Below are 24384 nucleotides of genomic sequence, written 5' to 3' on the forward strand. Positions count from 1 at the left end.
ACCTACACCCTTGCCGACTTTTTCGGCAGGCGCTCAGCTAGAACAACTTACTACCAGATGGCGGCCCCACTCGGGTGGGGGCGCGGCATAGGCATCGTGCTCGGGTTGTTCGTCGAACGGACGCCGTAAGACGGCGAGTAGCCGGCGGACCTCTGAGAAGTCTTTCTGCTCGGCTTTCTCGATCGCGGTTTGCGCGAGGTAGTTACGTAGGACGAACTTCGGATTGACCGCGTTCATCTTCGCACGACGCTCGGCGTCCGCGCTGCCTTCATGCATAAGGCGAGTCCGGTACCGTTCGAGCCACGCGGCGATCCGTTCGCGATCCGTGAACCACCCGCTGAACTCGACGTCCTCGCTTTGCGTGACGGTCGAAAGCGAGCGCCACGCGCGTGAGTAGTCGCTATCGTCGAGATCCATCGCTTCCATCAGATCGCCGAGCAACAACGCGTCATCGTCTTCAATCGTACGCAGTCCGAGCTTCGCGCGCAGCTCGCCGAGATACGCGTCACGGAAAATCGGCTCGAAGCCCTCGAGCGCGGCTTTGGCCGGCTCGAGCTCGAGCAGCGAGCTCATCGCCTCGGCGAGCGCATAACAGTTCCACAGCGCGATCGTCGGCTGCCGGTCGAATGCGTAGCGGCCAGTCTCATCGGTATGGTTGCAGATGAAGCCGGGCTTGTAGGCATCGAGAAAACCGTACGGACCGTAGTCGATCGTCAGCCCGAGGATCGACATGTTGTCGGTGTTCATGACGCCGTGCGCAAAGCCCACGGCCTGCCATTTGGCGATCAGACGTGCCGTGCGCTCCACGATCTCGCGGAGCAACGCGATGTATGGCTGCTCTTCATCACGGAGTTCCGGATAGTAGCGTTCGAGCAGATAGTCGGCAAGACGCTTTACGAGATCGGTGCGTCCGCGATAGTGGAAAACCTCAAAGGTTCCAAAGCGCACGTGCGAAGGCGCAAGGCGTGAAAGCACCGCAGCGGTTTCGGCGCGCTCGCGGTAGACCGCTTCGTCGCTACCGACGAGGCAAAGCCCACGCGTCGTCGGAATGTCGAGCGCGTGCATGGCCTCGCTGCACAAGAATTCGCGAATCGTCGAACGCAACACGGCGCGTCCATCGGCCCAGCGCGAAAACGCGGTTAGGCCCGCGCCCTTGAGCTGCCATTCGTAACCGTTGATCTCTCCAAGCGTGATCGCGCGGCCGTCGCCGAGCTGAGGAACCCACGCTCCGAATTGATGTCCCGCGTAAACCGTTGCAATCGGTTGCGCACCCGGCGGTACCGCGTTGCCGGCGGCGATGGCGAGAAAGCCGGGATCCTCAGCGGCGGCGACGGGGTCGACGTCGACAAGCCGAGCTGCGTCAGGACTGATCGCCACCAGATACGGGTCCGGCAGCGGCGAGGGCTCGCGCTGCTCGTAAAACTCAGGTGGTAAGAATGCGTAGCCCGCTTTTGTCATCCCGAGCGTAGAGGGATCGCCGATCATGCTCGCATCAACCCCGGGGAGTCGCATTCTCGTTGCAGAAACGCGCGCCCGTGAAGTCTGCACTAGAAACGCTGCGGGAACGCCGCGGCGAGATGCTCGAAGATTTGCGCCGCTGCGTCGAAATCGAAACACCGTCGCGTGACAAGGCGCGCTGCGACTCGTTCATTCCGTTTTTCAGCGAGCTCGCGACCCAATACGGCGCGCGCTGCGAACGCATCGCCAACCCTGAGGGCGGCGATCACGTTGTCTTGCGCTGGGGTTCCGAGAAAGCGCCCGTTCTCTTCGTCGGTCACTACGATACGGTTTGGCCGGCCGGAACGCTCGCGCGCAAACCGTTTACCGTTGCGGACGGCGTCGCACGCGGCCCAGGAATTTTCGACATGAAAGCCGGCTTGGTGCAAGCGCTCTGGGCGGCGAAACTCTTGCACGAAGAAACGAGCGCACCGCCGATCGTTTTCTTTGTAAATTCTGACGAGGAGATTGGTAGCCTGACCTCCAGAGGTCGGATCGAACAAGAAGCCCGAGCGTCGCGTGCGACGCTCGTGTTCGAGCCCTCGTTTCACGGCAAAGTAAAAACGGCGCGCAAAGGCGTCGGCATCTATACCGTCGAGGTCGAGGGCCGCGCCGCGCACGCGGGCTCCGAACCGGAAAAAGGCATCAATGCAATCCACGAGCTGGCGCGCGCAACGCTTGCGATCCACACGCTGAACGATCCCGCGAAGGGGACGACCATCAACGTCGACGTCGTTGCGGGCGGTACGGTTCGCAATACGATTCCGCCGTACGCGCGCGGTGAGATCGACATGCGCGTCGCGACGAATGCGGAGGCCGAGCGCATCGAAAAAGCCATGCGGGCCTTGCATCCGCATCATCCGGAGGCGAAATTCACGATAACGGGAGGACTCAACCGTCCGCCGATGGAGCGCACGCCAAAGATTGCCGCGCTCTACACACGCGCACGCGAAGTCGCTTCACGCCTGGGTTTCACGCTCGGCGAAGCCTCGGTCGGCGGTGGAAGCGACGGCAATTTCGCGGCCGCAGTCGGCGCGGCCGTCCTCGACGGCATCGGTGCGCTCGGAGAAGGCTCGCACGCCGAGCACGAGCACGTCATCGTCGATGGGCTGGCCGAACGTACGGCACTGGTCGTCGAGCTGCTGCGCTCGTTACCCTAAGCTGATCGCCGGCGTCAGACTTTGTACGAGTGCAACCCGCTGATCCAGATGTTCACGCCGAGATAGCAAAACATAATTGTCGCGAATCCGAACACGGACAGCCACGCCGAGCGCATGCCGCGCCACGCGATACGCGTGTGCAAGTGCATGTACGACGCGTAGACGATCCAGGAGACGAGAGCGGCCGTCTCTTTTGGATCCCACTGCCAATAGGCGCCCCACGATTCTTTCGCCCACATCGCGCCGGTGATGATTCCGATCGTGAGCAGCGGCAAGCCGACGCCGACGACCCGATAGATCATCACGTCGAGCTTGGCGAGACTCGGCAATGTCGCGAGCCACATTGCAACGGCGTCGCCGTTTTCTGCGGCGGCTGCGATCGCCGGCGTATCGCCGCGCGGCGTACCAATCACAATCTCATCATCCGCAAGCGCCGAGTACGTACTTTGCACCGTCACCGGGATCGAACCCGCCGGTGTTGCGGCGGCAGCTTTCACGGAAGAACCGCTGGCGAAGCGCCGTTCGCCATAATATTTGATCAGATACAGTACCGAGACGACAAACGAAAGCATGAACGACGCATACGACGAGACGACCAGCGGAACGTGAATTTTGATCCAGTAGGATTGTAGCGCCGGAACCGGCGGCATGAAGCCTTCATTCCAGGTCGTCGCGTAGCCCAGTGCGATCGCCGCGATCAACAACACAAATCCGCCCGCAAACCACAACCGGTAGCGGAAGGCGAAGATCAGGAAAATGAGGACGCCCATCGCCGAGAAGAGCGACAGCGAGCCGTACAGGTTGGTGAGCGGCCAAATGCCCGAGATGGCCCAACGCGTGCCGAGCTCGGCAAATTGTGCGAGGCATCCCACGATTGCGAGCGGCATTCCAAAGCGCTGCATCAGCTCGCTTCGAGAGAGGAAGTACGCGATCAACACGAGTGCGCCGGTCACGTACGCGGCGAGCGCGATCGCGAGCAAAATTTGATCTAACTGCATGCGTTCGTTTCTCCTCGAATGGCCGCGCGGCGTAATGCCACAACGAGCTCACGGAACTGATCTTCGAAAACTTCGTAACCCTTGACCGTCGTAGCCGCGATGCCGAGCGTCCATTTGCGGCCGCTGCCGTTTAGTTTGACGTACAAGCGTGCGGGCAGAAAATAGAACGCGGTGCACAAGCCGGTCAACAGCACGAATGCACCGATCCCTACCAGACCCATCCCCGGATCGTAGCGATACTGAAAGCCGCTATAGATTTTGTAACGCGGAACGGAAAGCCGGTAACCGCCGCCGAGATCGATCGACGAACCGACCGGAATCAAACCCGACGCCATCGCCGTATCGCCGGCAATCATTCGCACGACCACAGCCGGATTGTTGGGACGCGGATCGGCGGTCGGACGTCCGGTTTTGGGATTGAGGGTTCCGATGAACTGATCGTACTCGAGCGCGCGGTCGCCGCCCACTGAGAACGAGTCGCCTTCCTTTAAAAGGTCCGTCGGCGAGTTCGGCGTGACATGACCGTCCTTCGTGAGAACGAACTGCGCGCCGAATCCGTAGGCCGCCTGATAGTAGAGCGTCCCATCGATATCGAGGGGATGATTGACGCGGATCGTCGCCGAGCGCGCGATGCCGTCCTTACCGACGTATTCCACCTGCGAGACGTAATCGATCGGCTGATACACGAGGCCGGCTTTGGTTTGAATCGGATCGAAGCGATAATTGAAGCGGTCGAGCTTGATCTGCGCACCGGTCTGCGCGATCTTCGCGGTCGAACCGGTGAGGATTGCCGTCTCACCACTGAACCCACGCGCCCAATACCAGGTTGTGCCGGCTGCGATAATGACGAACCCTATGTGGGCGACGAGCACGCCGCGCCGCGCCCAGTTGTGCCGATCCGCAAACGTCCATTCCTCGCCCCCCAGCTCGCGTTTGCGCACGAACCATCCCGTTGAACGGAAGAACCCTTCGATCCGCTGGCGAATCTCGCGTTCGTCGCCCTCTAGCGGAATCGTAGCGTGAAGCGGGATTCGATCGATTGATACTGCGCGCAAAGGTGGAAGCCGCGCCGGAATGACGCGCTTGAACGTGCAGACGGCAAGCGAAGTGAGTATGAGCGCAATGATTCCGACGTATGCCGCACTGTGATAGATGTTGTCGAGGTCGAGCCGCAGGATCAAGCGCGCGAGCGGTGGGGCATAGTTCGCCCAATAGAAATCTTGCGTCTTGCCTTGCTCGACGATCACGCCGATCAGCGTGAGAAAACCCCACACCGCGAACAGCGAGACGGCGAAATAGACGCTCGCGAACAAGCGTAAGAAATCTTGCGCGGTCTCCCGCAGTCCGGCCCGCAGATGCTCGGCGGCTGTCGCCATCGATATTAGCCTACGTGAGAGCGCTCTCGCGCTGCCACGACCGTTCCAGCAAGATGATGATCCAAATGCTGACTTCGTAGAGGATGAAGAGCGGCGCCGCCATCAGCATCATCGTCGTCGGCTGGCCGTCGGGTGCGGCGACCCCGCCCGCGAGGAGCGAGCCCATGATCGCGTAGCGCCGGAAGGTGCGCAGCGATTTCGAGCTGACGAGGCCGATGCGGGCCAACATGATCAGGATCATCGGTAATTGGAAGATCAACGCGAATGCGAGGAAGAGTAGCAGCACGAGATTCAGCGTCGAGCCGATTCCGTACGTCTCCGTCGCGATCAAGCTCGTCAAGAGCGTCGTCCCTTTGATCACAACCGGGATGACGACGAAGTGCGCAAACAAAATCCCGACGATGGCGAGGCCGATCGACGGTACGATCAGCTTGTAAACCATGTTCCGGGTCTTCGGATGAATCGCCGGTACGATGAACATCCAGATCTGATGCATGATTACCGGCAGACCGATGATGATTGCGCTGTAGAGAGAGAATCGAAACATGGTGCCGACCGCGTCGACGGGTCCGAACGCGTGCAACGTAACGTTCGGATAGTATTGGTGCTTCATCCAGTTGATCACATAGATCGACGGATAGAACATCCCGATCCCGATCACGGTTATCGTGATCGCGCAAACCATAAGACGAGTACGGAGCTCCCGCAGGTGCTCCGTGAACGTCATCTCCTTTTGGTCCCACTCGGATGGTTCGCCGTCGCCCGCGGGACGGCGGCGTTCAAGCAACAAGCTCGACTACGGGGTCGTCGTGGTAGTGGTCGTCGTGCCCGCGGTCTTTTCATCGGATTGCTTCCGCGCTTCTTCACGAGCGCGTTCGGCAGCGACGTCGGCTTCAGCCTGACCGACCACGAATTCTTTTTTCGCGTTTCCGAGACTGCGCGCAAGCTTCGGCAACTTGTCGGCTCCGAAGAGCAGAACCGCCGCGCCGACTACGAGCGCAATCTCCATTGGACTCCCAAACATGTTTTAAAAAACCTCCGGTTTCACGGCGCTTTCGGTCTTAAAGGGCGCTCCGCCCCCGGCTGCGCGCCCCCCACGCTTCGCGTGGGGCCCCCGAGCCGACCTCGCAACGACGCCGGTGTCACAGCACGATACCACTGTGCTCGGTCCATGACCATTACTCTAAAAGGGATTTAAGAGTTCCGAGAAAGGCGATCGGCGAGCGAGGCAAGCTGGTCGCGGGCGTCGTTTTGGTCGGTTCCCAAGCCGCCGAGGGCCAGCTTTGCCCGCTCGACATACGTGTGGATCGCGTCGTGGGTAGCCTCGAAGGCGCCGATGCGACCCATGCGCGCGATCAAGTCGGCAATCGCAGCGGACTCCGCCTGCTCGTCGACCTCCGCGTCGAAAAACTCCTCGACGCGCGCGCGAAACTCGGCGTCCCCCTTTTTCAGTGCACAGATGAGCGGAATCGTGACTTTCCGCTCGCGCAGGTCGTTGCCGACGGGTTTGCCGAGGGCCGCCTCGTCCGAGGTGACGTCAAGCAGATCGTCCATCATTTGGAACGCGATCCCGTAGTGAATGCCGAACTCGCGCAACGCGCGCACGCCCGCGCCCTGACCGCCGCAGATCGCACCGCACTCGGCCGACGCGCCGAATAGCGTCGCAGTCTTTTTTTCGACGATCTCGACGTAATCGTCGAACGGCAAATCCAAATTCCCCATCGCGCGCAGCTGGAGCACTTCGCCGTCGCAGATCGCCGCGAGCGTCGCGGAGAGAATGTGAGGAATCGGTGCATCGTAACCGGCGGTGACATTCTTGAAAATCCAGGCGAACAGGTAATCGCCGGCCAGGACGCTGATGCGATTGCCGAAGTCGACGGCAGTCGCGTTGACGCCGCGACGCGTCTGTGCGCCGTCGACGACGTCGTCGTGAATCAACGTCGCAACATGGATCAGCTCCATGTACGCCGCAAGCGCAAGATGGTCGGCCGCATTTCCGCCCATCGCTTCGGCCGCGAGCAACGTGATGCGCGGACGCAAGCGCTTTCCGCCGGCGGCCAGCATGCGACGCACTGCTTCCGTGATTAACGGATTGTCGGTTTGAAAACGGTGCCTGAAGAAATCCTCGACGAGCGCGTAGAGATCGCGCTCGCTCGCACTACGGGGTTCGATCACGGTGCGACCCCGACGTGGATTGCAATCGCGCCCATTCCAAGACGGATAATGCGCACGTCGCGGAACCCGGCGTCGCGGTAGCGCGCGGCTAACCCCTCGGCGTCCGGATAGTTGGTGAGCGACTGCGGCAGATAGCTGTATGCCGCGCGCGATCCGCCAACGAGTCCGCCGATGAGCGGAACGAGCCGGTAGAAGTAGATATCGAACAGTTTCTTGATCAGCGGGTTGCCGGCTTTGGAAACGTCGAGATTCACGAAACGCGCGCCGGGACGTAGCACGCGGCGGATTTCGCGAAGGGTGGCCGTAATGTCGACCACGTTACGCATCGAGAAACCCATCGTCGCGCCGTCGAAGGATACATCTTCAAACGGCAACTCCAGCACGTCGCCGCAAACGAACGTCGTGCGATGCTGCTGATCTTCACTCAGGGCGCGTTCGCGCGCAGCGGAAAGCATCGGCTCGCAAAAGTCGATGCCGGTCACGTGCATCGCTTTGTCTCTGCGAAGCAGATGAAAAGCCAGATCGCCGGTGCCGGTGCACAAATCGAGGATGGTTCCTCCCGGCGGCGCTGCAAGCTCGCGCACGGCTCGGCGCCGCCACGACTCGTCAACGCCGGCGGTGAGAATGCGGTTCGCGGTGTCGTAGCGGGGTGCGATCGCCGCGAACATCTCGCGGACCGCGGTGCCTTTTTGCAAGGCGACCTGCTTAGTCATAGGGAGAGCAATTCCCGCGCGTTTCTGCTGGTAACGCCGAGCAGCTCGATACGATCGTAGACCAGTACTTCGCACAAGCGGTCGAGCGTGTAGCTCATGAACGACGGTTCGTTGCGCTCGCCGCGCTTCGGTTGCGGAGCCAGATAGGGGCAATCCGTTTCGAGTACGATGTGCTCGACGCCGACCGTTCTCACCGCTTCACGCAATCGATCCGCGTTTTTGAACGTGACCACGCCGCCGATTCCGAGAAAAAAACCAAACTCGCTCGTGAGCGTTCGCGCCTCGGCGGCCGTCCCGCTGAAGCAGTGCACGATTCCGCGCATGCCGTCGAACTTGTGCTTGCGCAGTGTTTCAACGAAGGTCGGAAATGCTTCGCGTTGATGAAAGACAAGCGGCATGTCCCGGACGCGCGCATACGCGAGCTGTGCTTCCATGATTTTCACCTGTACGTCACGCGGACTATGATCGTAGTGAAAATCGAGGCCGGTCTCACCGATTGCCCGCGGCTGGACCGGAGCCCGTGCCAATAGCGCGTCAAACGCCTCCGTAAGGTTGGCCGGAGCATCCTTTGCTTCGTGTGGATGGACGCCCATGGTCCATGCCAGGCCGGCCTGGTCGGCAAGCTGCATAGCTCGCTCGCTGTCGTCCAGATCGCAGCCGATCGTGACGATGGTTTCGACGCCCGCGTCGCGCGCGCGCCTGAGCACGTCGTCGCGGTCTTCGTCGAACTGAGGATCGTGGATGTGTGCGTGCGTGTCGATCACTCAGAGCCGCTTCGCAACAATCCGTGCCCATTCCCAGGTTCTTTTAAGGCAAAGGCCGCTTGTTTATCGGAGGCGCTTCGGCGCGAGGGTGCCGAACCACGCTAAAGTTCAGATGATTTCCCGCTCCGACATCAAGAAGCGCAGCTACCGTCTCCTCGAGATCGCAGTCGTGGTCTCGTTTGTATTGCATTTGCTGTTCGGTGGCCTTGCGATGTTTCATCGCACCACGATCGCCAAGCTGTTGCAACAGGTGGAGAAGAAGGAAGAAAAAGACGTCGCGCTTTCAACCTCGATCACGATCGAGAAGCGAACGGCGCCTCAGCCGAAGCCGAAACCGGAGCCGAAACCGGAGCCGATGAAGCCGCAGCCCGTGACGCGACTGGTTCCACGCACCGTTCCGGTCCCGCGCTCGGCGCCGCAGGAGATTTCGAAAGTCGTTCCGCGTGCAAAAGAGCACATCGCCGTCAACAAGCCGCAGGTTGTGGCGCGCATCGCCGTACCCAAGACGAATCCGAACAGGTTGACGCAAGCGCAGCTCAACGAAATGACCGAGCGTTTCACGGAAACGATCGATGCGGCGCGCGCCGCCAACGATCCCACGCACGTCACGTCGACGGCGCCTCCAGCAACGATGAAGCATGCCCATCTCGACATCTCAGGTATCAACTATTTGCTGACGCACGGCGAAGGGATACTCTCGCCGCAAAGCTATTTTGCAGTTGCCGGCGGCGAGTGCTATTACGTCAACTATCAGATCAATTTCGGCGACGGCGGCTTCGATACGGGTCCCGTATATTGGCCCATCTGTTACACGCGGCGAAACGACCCGTTTGCTAATAACTGGTCGCATTTTCCGTTACCGCCCCCGCAGCCGGGCTGGTCGCCGACACCGGCCCAGTGGGCGGTTATCAGCTCACACCGATTGCTGCGTACGTATTTTCCGGGTCGATTCCCGGACTCAGACAACGGAAACTAGGCGCCGGCTTCGGGCGTCTCGATTCGCGGAAACAGCGCATCGCCCGGACGCGTGACCGTCCCAGCTGCAAGCCGTCCCCATGTCAGCTCGTCGCTCCACGAGCCTTCTGGCTTGCCTTCGAGTCCAAGCTGCGACCACATCGCTTCGGATTTTTCCGGGATGAACGGATGCAGTAAAAGCGCGAGCCAGCGTAAGCCTTCGCACAGTTCGTAGAGCAAGGCATCGAGATCGACGTCGCGGCCTTCCTTAAAAAGAACCCATGGCTTGTGCTCTTCGATCGCGCGATTCAGCTCGGTGACCAGTTCCCAAATACGATCGAGCGCACCGCGAAAATCTAGCTCGAAGATGCGGGCTTGTACGTCGTCGCCGAGCCCGGCGAAACGTTCCGCCAGCGTCGACTCGACCGCGGCCGGGACGATGCTCTCGCGATAACGCGCCAGCATCGCGAGCGAACGGCGCAAGAGATTGCCGAGATCGTTGCCGAGGTCGCCGTTGTGCCGATGACGGAATTTATCGCGCGAGATCGAGAAGTCGTTTCCGAATGGTGCTTCGCGCATCAGAAAGTACCGGATCGAATCGGCGCCCAGCTCGGTGGCAACCTCGAACGGATCGATGACGTTGCCCTTGCTCTTACTCATCTTCTCGCCTTCGACCGTGATCCAGCCGTGTGCGTAGACGAGTCGCGGCTCTTCGAGTCCAAGCGCCCATAACGTTGCCGGCCAGATGATCGTGTGAAAGCGCGCGATCTCGCGGCCGATCAATTGAACGTTTGCGGGCCAGAACGTTTTGAAGCGTGCACCGTCATGTTCCCAATCGAGCGCCGTGATGTAGTTCAAAAGCGCATCGAACCACACGTACATGACGCCGCCCGACGGCAAGGGAATTCCCCACGCAAGATTTGCACGCGAGATCGAGAGATCGTGCAAGCCCTCTTCGAGTAGCGAGACCATCTCGTTGTAAACACGCTGCGGCCGCACCCAATTCGGGTTGGCGCGAAAGTGCGCGAGCAAACGGTCGCGATAATGCGAAAGGCGGAAGAACCAATTTTCTTCCGCGACCCATTGCACTTCACGGCGGCATTCGGGATTCGGACAACGGCCGTCGATCAGCTCGGATTCGAGCCAGAACGTCTCGTCGTTGGTGCAATACCAACCTTCGTACGTGCCAAGATAAACGTCACCGCTTTCCTTGAGTTTCTCGAAGACTTTGATGCATGCCGAAATGTGGCGCGGCTCGGTCGTGCGGATGAAATCGTCATACGAGATCTCGTACGTCGATGCCAGGCTTTGCCACCGCTCGATCAACTGATCGGTCCACGCTTTGGGACTCAAGCCGGCTTGCGCCGCAGCATTCGCGACCTTGCCGCCGTGCTCGTCGGTGCCGGTCAGAAAGAACGTCTGGCGGCACGTGCGCGCGGTCCGGGCCATCACGTCGGCCGCAACTTCGGTATAGGCGTGCCCGATGTGCGGATTGCCGCTGATGTAGTAGATGGGGGTCGTGACATAAAACGGCGGGCGCGCTTTGGGGTCGGTCATCGCGCGCTCAGTTCGCTTGCTTTCGTCGCGAGGCCCGCGCATAGAGGTCGCGCCGCTCGCCGAGGCCCCTCGCCGCGAGATCCTTCGCGATGTCCGTGACCGAGTGGCCGGCTGAGAGCGCCTTGTCGATCGCGCGATCGATTTCGTCGTCGGACGGAGCAGCCGGCGTCGCGTCGATGCTCACCGGACCGACCACGAGGACGATCTCACCGCGGACGGGCTTCTCGAGGGCCGCGAGCACTTCGGCGGCCGTGCCGCGCAAGTGCTGCTCGTGCAGTTTCGTCAGCTCGCGCGCAACAAAGATCGGCGTGCGCGGCGCGAGCTCGGCCAGCGCTTCGAGCGTAGCCGCGATGCGATGCGGCGCGTCGTACCAGACCGTCGTAAGCGACGAAGCGAGCGCGCGTGAAAACGCGTCGCGACGGCTGCGTTGCGTCCGCGGTACGAAACCTTCGAATGAAAACCGTCCGAGATCGAATCCCGAAAGCACCGCGGCTACGACGAATGCGCTCGGTCCCGGCAGGACTTCAACGCTGATGCCGCTGGAACGCGCATGGCGCACCAGCTCGATTCCCGGATCCGAGACGCCGGGCATCCCGGCATCGGTTACGACTGCTACCTTTTCAGTTCGCGCCCGTTCAACGATCGCTTCGAGCGTACTGCGCGCCGAATGTTCGTCGTAGTGCAAGAGTTTCGGAGCGGAAATGTCGAGTGCGCTCAAAAGCCGTCGCGCGACCCGTGTATCCTCGGCGACGATCGCGTCGGCTTCGCGCAGCACGTCGAGCGCGCGTAGCGTGATGTCGCGCAAATTGCCAAGCGGGGTCGGCACGAGAATGAGGCTCATGCGATTGCGTGCCGCCGTTGCGTTACGCCGATCGCAATTGCGACCAGCCCGCACATGACCGGAAGGATGCCGACGTAATGCACGTTGATCGTGAGGATGCTCGTCGAGACGAGCGGTCCGAGGATAAACGCGAACGAGTTCAGCGAGTCGTTCACGCCCATGATCGTTCCGCGCCGGTCGGCCGGTGCGCAATCGGAAACGAGCGCACTGAGCGTCGGCCGGACGAATGAATTCGCGAGTGCCCATAAGACGAGTGTAATAAAAAACGTCGGCAAATCGTGGACGAACCCGACGTACGACATTGCGATCACGCCGAGAGTTAGCCCCGTGAGCAAGATGTTCCGTGGACCGAACCGGTCGGTAAGCCGGCCGATCAGGAAGAGTTGCACGCTGACGCCGATCACGGCAAATGCGGCGTAGAGCAGGCTCGTTTGCGATGGTCCGAAACCGAGTACGCGTTCCGAGAACAGCGCGAAAACGGTTACCCACATTGTAAAGAACAGCGCGAAAAAGAGCACCTGTAAGAGCAACGTACGTAACGCAGGCTCCGCTAGCGACGTGAAAATGTCACGCAGCGTCGGCGGGTGTTCGGGAGGTTGGTGCGACTCGGGCAAAATCACGACCGTCAGCACGATCGTGACGACTTGCAGCGCGGCCGCACAGAAGAACGGAACGGGATATCCGTAGCGTACGAGCAGACCACCGATGACCGGCCCGAACAAGAATCCCAGACCGAATGTTGCGCCGACGAGACCGAACGCGCGTGGCCGGTCCTTCGGTTCAGTGAGATCCGCAACATAGGATCCCGTGACGCCCATCGTCGCCCCCGCGATTCCCTCGATCGCGCGCGCGATGAAGATCATCGCCAGCGAGCCTCCGATTCCGAGCAGGACGTACGACAATACGGAGATACACTGCGCAGCGATCAAGACGACGCGCCGGCCGGCGCGATCGCTGATTCGTCCCCATACCGGAGAGGCCAGAAAACCGAACACCGCGACCGTCGCGACGATGGCGCCGACCACAAAAGGCGTCGCGCCGTAATGCTCCGCGTAATACGGAAGCAGCGGGATCAACAACGTGAATCCCAATACGTCGACGAACGTGATGGCGAGGATCGGAAAGAGCTTGGTCACGGACTACGTCCGCAACACGGTCCAAATCTGTGAAAGTTTCGGTGGGCGGCCATACAGGAGCAACCCTACACGGTACAGCCTTCCGGCAAAAGGCACGATCACGGCAAGCGCAGCGATGTTGAGCAGCACCGCTATCCCGACTTGCCAGAGCGGAATCGTCGCGACCATATAACGCGTGAACATCACGAACGGTGAGAGCAGCGGGATAAAGCTCGTCACCACGACCGTTTGCGAGTTCGGAGCTTCGAGTGCGAACTGCGCGATGAAAAACGCCGCGATCACCGGTAACACCAGTGGAAACGTGAACGAACCCAGATCTTCGGTGCGGCTGATGAGCGACGCCGCGGCGGCGTATAGCAGCGAATATTCCAAGAAGCCGATCACGAAGAAGATCAGGAAAACAATGACCAGCTCGGGTGTAATCGCGCTGGTAAAGGCTTGGAAGTTTTCGATTGCGCCGGCTTTCGTGCCGACGATGATCTCCGTTAGCGACCAGATCACGAGTTGCAATATTCCCGCAAGACCGGTCGCGAGCACCTTGCCGCCCAGCAGTGCGGCGGGCGAGATTGCAGCGACCAGCAGCTCTGCGATGCGGCTCGTTTTCTCTTCCGCGACGGAAGCCATCAGCATCTGACTGTTGAGCAGCGTGATGAGATAGAGGACGAAAACGAGAAACATCGTTACGCCGCGGGTTGCTTCGGCCCGCGTCGCATTGTCGAATCGGCCGCCGACTCCTCGCACGTCGATCCGGATCGATCTGAATTTCTCGACGAGTTGGGCCGGGATACCGGTTCCCAGCGCGATGTTGAGTGGCGCAAGATTGCGCGTGATGCGCGCTGCCGGAAACGTTCCGGGATCGTCCGCATAGACGACGGCACGCAAGCCGGCTTGATCCTTCTCGACATCAACGAGCGCTGCGATGTCGCTGTGCTCGTGAAGAAACGCACGCGTCACCTGTGCCGGCGCGGTGTCGACGTCTACGATCGTGAAGTTGTCGGCGCCCAAGAGGTCCTCGGCTTGCGAACGTACGGAGGACGTCCCGGTGACGCCGATATGTTTGCCTGAGTTCGAGACGCCACGCTCCATGAGCGCCGGCAAAACCGAAAAGACCGCGATCATGACCACGCCGATCCCGGTGCCGATCAGGAACGGCCGCGAGCGAATGCGCCAGATGAATTCGGCGGAAAAGACGAGTCCGAAATCTGCGAACATGCTACGCCGTCTCCGTAACCGCGCGGCGGTAGATTTCTTCGAGCGATGGCTCGAGCGGCTCGAAGCGCGTCACTGGTGCGGCCGCAACGAGATTGCGAAGCACTGCGGCGAAATCTGTACCGCTCGGTACGCGGGCGCGCAGCTCGCCGTCCGCAGACGGCAAAATCTCCGCATCGTTCATCATCTCGAAAACGTGACGAAGGCGCGAGTCATCAGGTTGAATGACGATCGTGCGTGTCGGCCAAGTGGACCGCAACGACGCGAGCGTACCGGCGGCGCGTGCAGTTCCGTCCGCGATGATGCAAAAGCTGTCGCACAGCGTTTCGAGCTGCCACATTTGATGACTCGAGAGCACGAGCGTCGTCCCGTTCTTGCGCAACGTTTCAAGCAGTTCGTAGACCGTCTGCGCATTGACGGGATCGAGTCCGGAAAACGGTTCGTCGAGGATGAGCAAGTCGGGACCGTGCGCCGCAGCGCACGCCACTTGGACTTTTTGCTGGTTGCCCTTGGAGAGCTCGCCGCAGGGTCGCTGGGTGTACTCGGCTAGCCCCAGATCCGCGATCCAGCGATCGGCCTTTTCGGCCGCTTCGGACGCGCGCAAACCGTGCAGCCGCGCAAAGTAGATAATCTGTTCCTTAACCTTCAGCTTCCCGTACAGTCCGCGTTCTTCGGGCAGATAGCCGAAGTGCCGCCGGCTGCCGCGATCGATCGGCGCTCCGCGCCAACGCACGCTGCCTCCGTCGGGGACGAGGATGCCGAGGATCATACGCATCGTCGTCGTTTTACCGGCGCCGTTGGGTCCGAGCAGCCCGAACGTCGTCCCGGACGTCACCGAAAAGTTAACGTCTCTTACTGCCGGGACGGAGCCGAAAGAACGGCGGACGTGGTCGACCTCAAGAGCCATAAGGAGCCATTACCTGATTAGCGAAGGTGCGCCCTATGAGGCTAGTAACACGAGCCGATCTAGACGGCTTGACTTGTGCGATTTTGCTCTCCGAAGTCGAACAGATCGACGAGGTTGATTTCGCGCATCCCAAAGACGTACAAGACGGCAAAACTACGCTCACGAAAAACGACATCCTGGCGAACTTGCCGTTCGACGAACGTGCCGGATTGTGGTTCGATCACCACATCAGTCAAGCCGATGCATCATGGAATGATTTTGCGGGTGCATACGACGTGGCACCGAGTGCAGCGCGCGTGATCGCGAATCACTATAAGTCGCCGAAGTTTGCGCGCTACGAGAATTTGCTCGAAGCGACCGATCGCATGGACGCAGCCGAGCTGACGCGTGACGACATCGTTTCGCCCAAGGGCTGGATTCTCGTCGGTTACACGCTCGATCCGCGCACCGGTCTCTCCGATTTCCGTCCGTACTTCCGGCACGTGATGGAGCTGGTCAAGCACAAGAACGCAGACGACGTGCTCAAGGATTCTCAAGTCCAGGAACGCGTCGTAAAGCTGCGAGCCGAAGAAGCCGCTTTTCTCGAATCGCTCAAAGAGAACTCGAAAGCCGACGGCAACGTCGTGGTCACCGATTTTCGTGGTAAAGGCGAATTACCGCACGGAAATCGCTTTCTGATATACACGCTCTTTCCCGAACAGAACGTGTCGATACGTGTCGCCGACGGTTTCAACAAACAGTTCACGAGCATTCAAGTCGGGCACAGCATTTTGAATCGCACGTGCAAGACGAACGTCGGCGAGCTGTTGCTCGAGCACGGCGGCGGCGGTCATTTCGGCGCGGGGACATGCCAACCCAAATCCGAAGAGGCCAGCGATGTCCTCGCCTCAATCATCAGCGTCCTCAAAGAGAACGGCTAGCAGCTTTATAACGCTCGATGGCCGCGTCAGCGTCGTAACAGGCGCGAGTCGTGGCATCGGTGCGGCCGCATCGCTCGAGCTGGCAAAAGCCGGCTCTGCGATTGCGTTGCTCGACATCGACGAGAAGCTCGCATCCGAGACCGCGCGCTCGGTTGCCGAGCAGACCGGCGTCGTCACCCGCGCGTACGCATTGAACGTCACCGATCGCCCGGCAATTACGCGTGTCATCGCAAAGGTCGCTGAAGATTTCGGTGCGATCGATCATCTGATCAACAACGCCGGCATTCAATTTATTAGTCCTATAGAATCGTTTCCGGACGACAAGTGGGACCTCGTACGCGGGATCGATTTGGACGGCGTGTTCAACATGACGAAGGCGGTCTGGCCGCATTTAAAGGCGCGCGGCCGCGGACGCATCGTCAACCTCGCGAGCGTGCAAGGCATCATCGCAACGGAATACAAGCCCGCGTACGTCGCATCGAAGCATGGTGTCATCGGGCTCACGCAAGCGACGGCGCTCGAAGGCGCACCGATCGGGACGACGGCGAATGCAGTTTGCCCCGGTGCGGTGCTTACCGATCTCGTGAAGAGTCAGGCGGCCGATCTCGCGCGCTCCTACGGCGGAATCACGGAAGAGGAAGCGCTCAAGCGTGCATTTCTCGTCAACATGCCGACGCAGCGTTTCATCATGCCCGACGAAATTGCGCAGCTCATTACGTACTTGTGCACGGACGCAGCAAAATCAATTACCGGCTCCGCTATCGCCATCGACGGCGGCTGGACGGCGCACTAGTCCGGGTTGACTTTACGCACTCGCTCTGATAGCCTGATACGCACACCAAGAAAGGAGGTAACATACGATGTCGACTTGTCTCAATTACGGCGTTCCGTTCGGCACGAATCTTCTTTCGCGGGTGCTTTCCGCAGTCTATTAGCTCAAATTTAGACTGACGATGGGCCTCCGCGAAAAGCTGGAGGCTTTTTCATGAGCGCATAGCGCTCACGGCTCTTGCCTTCAGCAGAGTATTTCTTACTGCGTTCTCATGAAAGGCACGGAGATGTTTTCGCATTCCCTCTCCGCACTTGGCGAAGAGCGTCGCGAAGCGTTGCTCGACGAAGCACGTCGCGCGCGACTCGCCCGTGCGGCAAATTCCGGCGTTCGAAAACGACGACATCGTCTCGCAGGCGTACTCGTTGCACTCGGGCGTGCAATAATCGCGATCGGCGCACGGCTCGAAGCCGAGGAAGAAATCGCGATTTAGCTTGCGGTCCCCCTGGCTTTGTGCTACAAAGCTAGGGTGGATCGCCAGCAAGCAGCGGCAGATTTGGCCGAAGTCCGTCTGCGCCTCGCGAGCGTACAGCGCTTTCCCGGGTTTTCGGGTGCCGCCGCAATTGCCAGCGGAATCGTCTGCCTCGTGGCCGGCGCTTTCCAGGGCCTCGTGGCCCCGCACCCTACGACGGCTCAGGAGCTGCGCGTATACGAGACGATTTGGTTCTCGACGCTGGCCGTCGCGCTCGCGTTCAACTATGGCGCGGTCGGTTTTTGGCTCTTGCGCAATCACGGCCGCCACGCGGTCGAGCAGAGCCGTATCGCCGCGGTAGCGATTCTGCCGTCGCTCCTCTTTGGTGGGACGCTTACGCTCGCGCTTGCATCCGGCAACGCCTGGAATCTTCTGCCCGGCATTTGGTACGGCGCCTACGCGGTCGGTTTGTTTGCGTCGCGTACGCTGGTTCCGGCGAGCGTAATGACGGTCGCCGGCGGGTTCGGTGTTATCTCGATCGCGCTGCTCTTACCGTTTTCGGTGTTTTCACTCGCGTGGTGGGTCATGCCGCTCGGCTTCGGTTTCGGGCAGATCATCATCGGATGGTGCTTGGCGCGCGATCGCGCGGAGTTCTGGGTATGAGGGAAGCGCCGTTTGCCTATACTGGGCTCGAGCGCATCTTTCACGAGCGCGGACGGCTCGCGGTCTGCACGTGCCTGGTTGCAAACGCGGATGGTCTTTCGTTCGCAGATTTGCAAGCCGCGTGCGGACTGACCGATGGAAACCTGAATCGCCATCTTTTTGCCCTCCGTGAACTGGGAGTCGTCGATGCGCGCCGAGTGCGCGGCGACCGTGGCCGTCCACAAACGATTTATCGCATCACTCGCACCGGCCGTGCGCGCTTCCTCGCATACGTCGATGAGCTCGAATCACTCGTCAATGACGTACACGAACACGCCGCGGCGACTCTTCGGAAGGCTTCAGCTACATGACAACGACCGTACCGCGCCACGTCGCGATCATCATGGACGGCAATCGCCGCTGGGCGCAGTCCAAGGGTCTTCCCGTCAGCGACGGCTACCGGCTCGGCGTCGACGCGCTGCGTCGCACGGTTGAGGCCGCTGCGCGCGCGGGCATCGAGGTGCTGACCGTCTTTGCGTTCTCGGAAGAGAATTGGTCGCGGCCGGCCGATCAGACGCGCGGCATCATGGAACTGTGCCGGCTTGCGGCAATCGGACAGGTGCACGATCTCATTCGCGACGGCGTGCGTGTTCGGCTGTGCGGCAGACTTGCGGCGCTTCCGCTTGCAACGCGCGAAGCGCTCGAACGTCTGTGCGCCTCGACGTCGACCAACTCAGGGATTACGCTCAACCTTGCGATCGATTACGGCGGACGGCGTGAAATCGCAGACGCAGTACGCGCGCTGGCGCGCGAGGTCGAGCGCGGCGTGCGAACAGCAGCCTCGATTGACGACGAGACGATCGCAACGCGTCTCTATACGGCCGGGCTTCCCGATCCGGATCTCGTCATTCGGACCGGTGGCGAACGCCGAATCTCCAACTTCTTGCTGTATCAGTCGGCTTACGCAGAGTTTTCTTGGACCGAGACCTTGTGGCCGGATTTTGGTGAAGCTGACCTTATGGCCGCGCTCGCAGATTTCGAACGGCGTCAGCGCCGCTACGGGACCTAAGAAAACCTAACCTCGGCCGGGAAGGGCTGAGGTAATGGCAGACGTCCTAATCGTAGGCGCGGGGCCTACCGGACTCACGCTCGCGATTCAGCTTGCGCGCTACGGCGTACCCGTTCGCATCGTCGACTGGGTGCCGGAGCCGATGCGCGAGTCGCGTGCCCTCGCGATTCAGCGTCGGAGCATGCAGCTTTTCGAACGCATCGAGGTTGCTGCGCTCTTGGTCGAGCGCGGCTTGCATTATCGCGAAGTGTTCGTGCATACGCCGCAAAAGGCGATCGTGCAACAGGAGCTCGACTTGCTCGCCGTACCGCAGAGCGAGACCGAGCGCATTCTCGGTGAGTGGTTGACGGTCCGCACCGGCACCCAAATCGAGCGTGGCGTGCGGCTCGTGCATCTCGAACAAGAGCCAGGCAAAGTCCGCGTGCATTTTCGCGGGCCTAGCGGCGAGACATCGGGCGAATACTCGTACGTGGTCGGATGCGACGGTGCGAACAGTACCGTTCGACATTTGCTCGACGTGCAGTTTTCCGGCGAGCAAGTCTCGGAGAGCTTCGCGCTCGGCGATCTGCAGATCGACGCGGATTTTCCGCGCGACGCCGTATCGATTCATCAAACGAGTGTGAACCTCGTCGCGATCTTTCCGTTGCCGAACGATCTCACGCGCGTGATCATCGAACGCGCCGCAGGGTTTGAATCCCTGCCGACACTCGATGATTTCCGCTCGGCGTTGTATCTGGCCGGAATTCAAGCGCGCAGCTACGGAGATCCGGTCTGGATCTCACAGCTCGTCACGAATCAGCGGCGCACGTTGACGATGGCAAAGGGACGCGTGTTCCTCGCCGGTGATGCAGCCCACACGCATTCACCACTCGGTGCGCAAGGGATGAACGCCGGCATCCAAGATGCGGAAAATCTCGCATGGAAGATCGCGCTCACGTATCGGCACGGAGCCTTCGCAACGGTCCTCAATTCATACGCGACCGAACGTGAAGCAATCGCAGCCAAGCTCGTTCGCAAAGTGCGTTCGCCTCGGGATCGCATCGCAGCGTTCGTCGAGCAGCCGGTCATCTACGATCGCAGCCCGATTGTGATGCGCGCAGCGACGCCGAAACCTGGTCCGGGCTCGCACGCTCCCGACGGGGCGTTGATTCGAACGCTCGACGGAACGGAAACAACAGTCTCCGCGATGTTCTCGACGCTGCGTCACCTCATGCTCGTGTTCACATACCGGCGCGATCAGTTCACTCACGAGATGCTCCTTGCGATGCAAGTCCACGCCGATCTCGTCGACGTACAAATCGTTGCGCGTGATGATTCGGTAGCGGGCGCGCAGCTGCTGGACGCGGCTGGAAGCGTCTTTCGCGCATTCGGCGCGGACGGTGAACCGCAATATGTGTTGATTCGTCCGGACGGCTACATCGCGGCACGTGGGGCACTACGCGACCACCGTATCGTCACGACGTATCTCTCGGACACTTTCGGGGTAATAACCGCCCAAGCTCCGTGAAATTTCCCAGAATAAGCCGCAAACGGTTCATCGTTCGTGCCGCTGTTCCAACGCTGGCGGCGAGCGCCGGAGTACGTCCCGACTTCGCGCCGGCAGCCGAGCAGCCGCTGGAAGAGCGGGGCCCCGGCCCGATTCCCGTTAGCCTGAAAATCAACGGCGAGACACACACGCTCGCTCTCGAGCCGCGCGTCACGTTGCTCGATGCGCTGCGCGAACGCCTCGGATTGACCGGCACCAAGAAGGGCTGCGATCAAGGCACGTGCGGCGCGTGCACGGTCCTGGTCGACGGCCGCCGCGTCAACGCGTGCCTGACGCTCGCCGTGATGGCCGAGGGAAAAGCCGTTACGACGATCGAGGGTCTCGGCTCGCCGGAGTCGTTGCATCCGATGCAGGCGGCGTTTCTTTCCAGCGACGGCTTCCAATGCGGCTATTGCACGCCGGGGCAGATTGTTTCTGCGGTCGGTCTCGTGTCTGAACGTCGCCCCACGAGCGACGATTCGTCGATTCGCATGTGGATGAGCGGCAACATCTGCCGCTGCGGCGCATATCCCAATATCGTTGACGCGATTCGCAAAGCGGGGCGTCACGCGTGAATCTTTTCCGATTTGCGCGCGCCGGTACGGCCGGCGCTGCGATCGCGACGGTTGAGGGCGATCCGCGCGCTTCGTACATTGCAGGCGGAACGAATATCGTCGACCTGATGAAAGACGACGCGGTCATGCCGTCCCTGCTCGTCGACATCACGATGCTGCCATTCGCGCACATCGACGCCGATGATTCGACCGTTCGCATCGGCGCGCTCTCGCGAATGAGCGATGTTGCAGACGCGAAAGCCGTGGTGCATGGCCTTCCCGCCGTCTCGCAAGCCTTGCTCGAGAGCGCATCACCGCAACTTCGCAATATGGCGACGATCGGCGGCAATATCATGCAGCGCACGCGCTGCGCATACTTCCGCGATGTCGCGACCGCGTGCAACAAGCGTTCCGACGGGACAGGGTGTTCGGCACTTGGAGGCGTCAATCGCATGCACGCAATCATGGGTGGCAGCGACCGCTGCATCTGCGTGCACGCCTCGGACCTCGCGGTTGCACTGGTCGCGTTCGACGCGATGCTGCACTTGCGTGGTTCGGCCGGTGAGCGGACGATGCCGCTATCTGATTTCTATCTGTTGCCGGGTTCGACGCCCGCGCGCGAGACGGCGCTTGCGCACGGTGAGCTGATCGCCGCGGTCGAGGTTCCCCTCGCCGCGTACACCCGTAATTCGACATATTTGAAAGCGCGCGATCGCAGCCAGTACGAATTTGCGCTTGTGTCGGTGGCGGCGGGTCTCGACATCTCCGGCGGACAGATCCGCGCCGCACGGATTGCGCTCGGCGGCGTCGCGCCCGTCCCGTGGCGCGCGCGTGAAGCCGAACGCGCACTGCAAGGTCAAACTCCGTCGCGAGCCGTTTTCACTGCAGCCGCGCAGAGCGCGCTTCGCGGCGCGCGCGGTTACGGTCAAAATGACTACAAGATACCGCTCGCGCAGCGCGCGATCGTCCGCGCATTGCAAACGGTATCCGGGAGCGCCGCATGAGCAAACTCGTCGGCGACCCCATCGCACGCGTCGACGGCGCGCTCAAGGTAACTGGCCGGGCGAAATACACGGCGGAAGTTCCGATCGCAGGTCTTACGTACGCGGTGATGGTGACGAGCACGATCGGCAACGGCAAGATCGTCTCGATCGATCAGTCGCAAGCACGCAAAGAACCTGGTGTGATCGTGATTCTGACGCACGGAAATGCTCCGCGCGTTCACATTGCCGAGCCAAACGGACAAGCGCGCGTTTTGCGCGTGCTCCAGGATGACATCGTCTACTATGACCGCCAACCCGTCGCAGTTGTCGTAGCCGACACGTTTGAGCGCGCCACTCATGCCGCCTCTCTGCTGCGAATCGAGTATACGGCGCAACCCGTAGCAACGCGCATCGAAGCCGGAACTCCTTACGCGCCCAAAGCCATCCAAGGCCATGCGGCGGATTTGAAACGCGGCGACGCGGACACCGCCTTCGCGTCGGCCGCCGTCAAGCTCGATCGGACGTATCGCACGCCGATCTATCATCATAATCCCATGGAACCACACGCGTCGACCGCGACATGGGATGGAGACAAGCTCACGGTCTACAACGCGTCGCAGGGCGTCGATGGTGACCGGCGTGTCTTGGCGAGCACGTTTGGACTTCCGGTTCAAAGCGTGCGCGTGATCTCGTCGTACATCGGCGGCGGTTTCGGCTGCAAGGGCACGCCGTGGTCGCACGTCGTTCTGGCCGCGATGGCAGCGAAGGTTACGAATCGTCCGGTCAAGCTCGTTCTGACGCGACCGCAGATGTTCAGCTCGGTCGGACACCGGCCGGAAACGATTCAACGTGTCGCATTGGGCGCCGACCGTAACGGCAAGATTGCGGCGCAAATCCACGAGGTCACGTCGCACACGTCAACGTTCGATGAGTTCACCGAGCCTTCGGGACGCTTTAGCGTCATGCTCTACAACGTTCCGAACTCGCGCATCACTCAGAGGCTCGTTCGCTTGAACACCGCGACGCCGACCTTTACACGAGCACCCGGCGAGACAAGCGGGTCCTTTGCGTTTGAATCGGCGATGGATGAGCTCGCGTACCAACTCGGGATCGATCCGCTCGAGCTGCGTTTGCGTAATTACGCGGAAACCGACCCGGATTCGCGATTGCCTTATTCGAGCAAATCGCTGCGTGCGTGCTACGAGCAAGGCGCCCAGCGCTTCGGTTGGAGCCGCCGCAATCCAAGAGTCCGCAGTATGCGCGACCGCAACCTGCTGGTCGGCATGGGCGTCGCGACCGCCGTCTATCCGTCAAATCGGAGCGAAGCCGGTGGACTCGTGCGCATCTTCCGTGACGGAACGGCGCTCGTGAACAGCGCGGGCGTCGACATCGGAACGGGTGCTTATACCGTGTTCACGCAGGTGGCTGCCGAAACGTTAGGATTCCCCGTCGAGCGTGTTCGGATCGGACTTGGCGATACGGCGATGCCCATCGCGCCGAATGCCGGCGGCTCGCAGCTGACGGCGAGCGTCGGGACCGCGATCAAGCTCGCGGCGGATGACGCGCGCACAAGGGTCGCGGCGCTCGGCAACGTCTCTCCGGATAGGTTGACGTCGCCGGAAGCCTACGCGGCGATCTTGCGCAAGGCCGGCGTTGCGAGCGTTGACGGAACTTCGGATGCAAAGAAGCCGGATGATTCGCAGAAAAAATTCGCGACGCTCGCGTTTGGTGCGCACTTTGCGGAAGTGCATGTCGATCCGGATCTCGGCCAGGTGCGCGTCGCGCGCTTCGTCGGCGCGTTTGCATCCGGGCGCATCCTGAACGCGCAGACGGCGCGCAATCAATACATGGGCGGCATCGTGTGGGGCATCGGTAACGCGCTGACGGAGATCACGCGCACGGATTTGCGCAGCGGCCGCATCATGACGGCAAACCTTGCCGAATATCTCGTTCCGACGAACGCCGACGTTCCGGCCATCGAGGTCGTAATCGTACCGGAGGAAGATCCGCACATCAATCCGATCGGCGTCAAAGGCATTGGTGAGATCGGCATCGTCGGCGCGGCACCCGCGATCGCAAACGCGGTCTATCACGCGACGGGTGTGCGTGTGCGCGAATTGCCGATTACGCCCGACAAGCTATTGACCTAGCTGCGCCGAAGCC

Annotated in this window: 25 protein-coding genes; 12 read left to right on the forward strand and 13 right to left on the reverse strand. The window is 61.0% G+C overall.

All coding sequences use genetic code 11. The features are described from left to right. Positions 1–33: 33 nt before the first annotated feature. On the reverse strand, positions 34–1485 hold the full coding sequence (locus tag VGG22_09810; GenBank protein ID HEY1728657.1) for a YdiU family protein: 1452 nt from the start codon (positions 1483–1485) through the stop codon (positions 34–36). A 50-nt stretch (positions 1486–1535) separates the two neighbouring features. On the opposite strand from VGG22_09810, the gene VGG22_09815 reads away from it, so the two are divergent. Continuing rightward, entirely contained in the window at positions 1536–2657 is a 1122-nt protein-coding gene (locus tag VGG22_09815; protein ID HEY1728658.1) for a M20 family metallopeptidase, read from the forward strand. Between the two features lie 14 nt (positions 2658–2671). On the opposite strand, the gene ccsB is transcribed toward VGG22_09815, so the two are convergent. From ccsB to VGG22_09850, 7 genes are all read right to left on the reverse strand, one after another. Next, positions 2672–3655: a c-type cytochrome biogenesis protein CcsB gene (ccsB, locus tag VGG22_09820; protein HEY1728659.1), complete on the reverse strand. Its 984-nt coding sequence runs from the start codon at positions 3653–3655 to the stop codon at positions 2672–2674. Beyond that, a complete protein-coding gene (locus VGG22_09825) occupies positions 3646–5031 on the reverse strand; it encodes a cytochrome c biogenesis protein ResB (protein ID HEY1728660.1) in 1386 nt (461 codons plus the stop codon). The genes ccsB and VGG22_09825 overlap by 10 nt, the downstream gene beginning before the upstream one ends. A gap of 10 nt (positions 5032–5041) precedes the next feature. After that, positions 5042–5818, reverse strand: a complete 777-nt coding sequence (gene tatC / locus VGG22_09830; protein HEY1728661.1) for a twin-arginine translocase subunit TatC — start codon at positions 5816–5818, stop codon at positions 5042–5044. A gap of 9 nt (positions 5819–5827) precedes the next feature. Next, positions 5828–6055 (reverse strand): twin-arginine translocase TatA/TatE family subunit, encoded by a 228-nt coding sequence (locus VGG22_09835; protein ID HEY1728662.1) that lies wholly within the window; start codon positions 6053–6055, stop codon positions 5828–5830. A 170-nt stretch (positions 6056–6225) separates the two neighbouring features. Continuing rightward, positions 6226–7206 carry a polyprenyl synthetase family protein gene (locus VGG22_09840; GenBank protein ID HEY1728663.1) on the reverse strand — a complete coding sequence of 327 codons (981 nt, stop codon included), beginning with the start codon at positions 7204–7206 and terminating at the stop codon, positions 6226–6228. Then, positions 7203–7919: a bifunctional demethylmenaquinone methyltransferase/2-methoxy-6-polyprenyl-1,4-benzoquinol methylase UbiE gene (ubiE, locus tag VGG22_09845; GenBank protein ID HEY1728664.1), complete on the reverse strand. Its 717-nt coding sequence runs from the start codon at positions 7917–7919 to the stop codon at positions 7203–7205. The genes VGG22_09840 and ubiE overlap by 4 nt, the downstream gene beginning before the upstream one ends. Then, on the reverse strand, positions 7916–8683 hold the full coding sequence (locus tag VGG22_09850) for a TatD family hydrolase (protein ID HEY1728665.1): 768 nt from the start codon (positions 8681–8683) through the stop codon (positions 7916–7918). The genes ubiE and VGG22_09850 overlap by 4 nt, the downstream gene beginning before the upstream one ends. 112 nt (positions 8684–8795) lie before the next feature. Between VGG22_09850 and VGG22_09855 the strand changes: the two genes are divergently transcribed. Beyond that, positions 8796–9659 (forward strand): hypothetical protein, encoded by an 864-nt coding sequence (locus VGG22_09855; GenBank protein ID HEY1728666.1) that lies wholly within the window; start codon positions 8796–8798, stop codon positions 9657–9659. Here VGG22_09855 and metG read toward each other — a convergent pair. Genes metG through VGG22_09880 form a run of 5 tightly spaced genes read right to left on the reverse strand, consistent with a single transcriptional unit; the run spans position 9656 to position 15287 of the window. Beyond that, a complete protein-coding gene (gene metG / locus VGG22_09860) occupies positions 9656–11194 on the reverse strand; it encodes a methionine--tRNA ligase (GenBank protein HEY1728667.1) in 1539 nt (512 codons plus the stop codon). The two genes, VGG22_09855 and metG, sit on opposite strands and share 4 nt — an antisense overlap. A 7-nt stretch (positions 11195–11201) precedes the next feature. Next, positions 11202–12035: a 16S rRNA (cytidine(1402)-2'-O)-methyltransferase gene (rsmI, locus tag VGG22_09865; protein ID HEY1728668.1), complete on the reverse strand. Its 834-nt coding sequence runs from the start codon at positions 12033–12035 to the stop codon at positions 11202–11204. Then, positions 12032–13171: an MFS transporter gene (locus tag VGG22_09870; GenBank protein ID HEY1728669.1), complete on the reverse strand. Its 1140-nt coding sequence runs from the start codon at positions 13169–13171 to the stop codon at positions 12032–12034. The genes rsmI and VGG22_09870 overlap by 4 nt, the downstream gene beginning before the upstream one ends. 3 nt (positions 13172–13174) lie before the next feature. Then, positions 13175–14383: an ABC transporter permease gene (locus VGG22_09875; GenBank protein HEY1728670.1), complete on the reverse strand. Its 1209-nt coding sequence runs from the start codon at positions 14381–14383 to the stop codon at positions 13175–13177. Position 14384: 1 nt separating this feature from the next. Continuing rightward, positions 14385–15287 (reverse strand): ATP-binding cassette domain-containing protein, encoded by a 903-nt coding sequence (locus VGG22_09880; GenBank protein HEY1728671.1) that lies wholly within the window; start codon positions 15285–15287, stop codon positions 14385–14387. A gap of 35 nt (positions 15288–15322) precedes the next feature. Between VGG22_09880 and VGG22_09885 the strand changes: the two genes are divergently transcribed. The 10 genes from VGG22_09885 (at position 15323) to VGG22_09930 (ending at position 24371) form a co-directional block, all read left to right on the forward strand. Further along, the gene (locus VGG22_09885; protein ID HEY1728672.1) at positions 15323–16207 is read left to right on the forward strand and encodes an exopolyphosphatase; all 885 of its coding nucleotides are present in this window, start codon (positions 15323–15325) and stop codon (positions 16205–16207) included. After that, complete coding sequence (locus tag VGG22_09890) at positions 16164–17000, forward strand: 3-hydroxybutyrate dehydrogenase (protein ID HEY1728673.1); 837 nt, start codon at positions 16164–16166, stop codon at positions 16998–17000. The genes VGG22_09885 and VGG22_09890 overlap by 44 nt, the downstream gene beginning before the upstream one ends. Positions 17001–17265: 265 nt before the next feature. Next, positions 17266–17469, forward strand: coding sequence for a hypothetical protein (locus VGG22_09895; protein HEY1728674.1), 204 nt, complete (start codon positions 17266–17268; stop codon positions 17467–17469). Positions 17470–17505: 36 nt separating this feature from the next. Next, positions 17506–18111 (forward strand): hypothetical protein, encoded by a 606-nt coding sequence (locus VGG22_09900; GenBank protein HEY1728675.1) that lies wholly within the window; start codon positions 17506–17508, stop codon positions 18109–18111. Beyond that, positions 18108–18461, forward strand: coding sequence for a transcriptional regulator (locus VGG22_09905; protein HEY1728676.1), 354 nt, complete (start codon positions 18108–18110; stop codon positions 18459–18461). The genes VGG22_09900 and VGG22_09905 overlap by 4 nt, the downstream gene beginning before the upstream one ends. Continuing rightward, positions 18458–19159 (forward strand): polyprenyl diphosphate synthase, encoded by a 702-nt coding sequence (gene uppS, locus VGG22_09910; GenBank protein HEY1728677.1) that lies wholly within the window; start codon positions 18458–18460, stop codon positions 19157–19159. The genes VGG22_09905 and uppS overlap by 4 nt, the downstream gene beginning before the upstream one ends. Positions 19160–19193: 34 nt before the next feature. Further along, positions 19194–20666 (forward strand): FAD-dependent monooxygenase, encoded by a 1473-nt coding sequence (locus VGG22_09915; GenBank protein ID HEY1728678.1) that lies wholly within the window; start codon positions 19194–19196, stop codon positions 20664–20666. Then, positions 20663–21259, forward strand: a complete 597-nt coding sequence (locus tag VGG22_09920; GenBank protein ID HEY1728679.1) for a 2Fe-2S iron-sulfur cluster-binding protein — start codon at positions 20663–20665, stop codon at positions 21257–21259. Before VGG22_09915 ends, VGG22_09920 begins: the two co-directional genes overlap by 4 nt. Continuing rightward, a complete protein-coding gene (locus tag VGG22_09925) occupies positions 21256–22242 on the forward strand; it encodes a xanthine dehydrogenase family protein subunit M (protein ID HEY1728680.1) in 987 nt (328 codons plus the stop codon). Before VGG22_09920 ends, VGG22_09925 begins: the two co-directional genes overlap by 4 nt. After that, on the forward strand, positions 22239–24371 hold the full coding sequence (locus VGG22_09930) for a xanthine dehydrogenase family protein molybdopterin-binding subunit (GenBank protein ID HEY1728681.1): 2133 nt from the start codon (positions 22239–22241) through the stop codon (positions 24369–24371). Before VGG22_09925 ends, VGG22_09930 begins: the two co-directional genes overlap by 4 nt. Positions 24372–24384: the final 13 nt, after the last annotated feature.

The organism is Candidatus Baltobacteraceae bacterium (assembly GCA_036489885.1).
Classification (GTDB): domain Bacteria; phylum Vulcanimicrobiota; class Vulcanimicrobiia; order Vulcanimicrobiales; family Vulcanimicrobiaceae; genus JAFAMS01.

What these genes read in the sequence shown, in the direction of transcription:
- VGG22_09810 (HEY1728657.1), bottom strand. Translation starts at nt 1,485, where the DNA reads ATGATCGGCGATCCCTCTACGCTCGGGATGACAAAAGCGGGCTACGCA.
- ccsB (HEY1728659.1), bottom strand. Translation starts at nt 3,655, where the DNA reads ATGCAGTTAGATCAAATTTTGCTCGCGATCGCGCTCGCCGCGTACGTG.
- VGG22_09825 (HEY1728660.1), bottom strand. Translation starts at nt 5,031, where the DNA reads ATGGCGACAGCCGCCGAGCATCTGCGGGCCGGACTGCGGGAGACCGCG.
- VGG22_09835 (HEY1728662.1), bottom strand. Translation starts at nt 6,055, where the DNA reads ATGTTTGGGAGTCCAATGGAGATTGCGCTCGTAGTCGGCGCGGCGGTT.
- ubiE (HEY1728664.1), bottom strand. Translation starts at nt 7,919, where the DNA reads ATGACTAAGCAGGTCGCCTTGCAAAAAGGCACCGCGGTCCGCGAGATG.
- VGG22_09855 (HEY1728666.1), top strand. Translation starts at nt 8,796, where the DNA reads ATGATTTCCCGCTCCGACATCAAGAAGCGCAGCTACCGTCTCCTCGAG.
- metG (HEY1728667.1), bottom strand. Translation starts at nt 11,194, where the DNA reads ATGACCGACCCCAAAGCGCGCCCGCCGTTTTATGTCACGACCCCCATC.
- rsmI (HEY1728668.1), bottom strand. Translation starts at nt 12,035, where the DNA reads ATGAGCCTCATTCTCGTGCCGACCCCGCTTGGCAATTTGCGCGACATC.
- VGG22_09875 (HEY1728670.1), bottom strand. Translation starts at nt 14,383, where the DNA reads ATGTTCGCAGATTTCGGACTCGTCTTTTCCGCCGAATTCATCTGGCGC.
- VGG22_09880 (HEY1728671.1), bottom strand. Translation starts at nt 15,287, where the DNA reads ATGGCTCTTGAGGTCGACCACGTCCGCCGTTCTTTCGGCTCCGTCCCG.
- VGG22_09885 (HEY1728672.1), top strand. Translation starts at nt 15,323, where the DNA reads ATGAGGCTAGTAACACGAGCCGATCTAGACGGCTTGACTTGTGCGATT.
- VGG22_09890 (HEY1728673.1), top strand. Translation starts at nt 16,164, where the DNA reads ATGTCCTCGCCTCAATCATCAGCGTCCTCAAAGAGAACGGCTAGCAGC.
- VGG22_09895 (HEY1728674.1), top strand. Translation starts at nt 17,266, where the DNA reads ATGTTTTCGCATTCCCTCTCCGCACTTGGCGAAGAGCGTCGCGAAGCG.
- VGG22_09905 (HEY1728676.1), top strand. Translation starts at nt 18,108, where the DNA reads ATGAGGGAAGCGCCGTTTGCCTATACTGGGCTCGAGCGCATCTTTCAC.
- uppS (HEY1728677.1), top strand. Translation starts at nt 18,458, where the DNA reads ATGACAACGACCGTACCGCGCCACGTCGCGATCATCATGGACGGCAAT.
- VGG22_09915 (HEY1728678.1), top strand. Translation starts at nt 19,194, where the DNA reads ATGGCAGACGTCCTAATCGTAGGCGCGGGGCCTACCGGACTCACGCTC.
- VGG22_09930 (HEY1728681.1), top strand. Translation starts at nt 22,239, where the DNA reads ATGAGCAAACTCGTCGGCGACCCCATCGCACGCGTCGACGGCGCGCTC.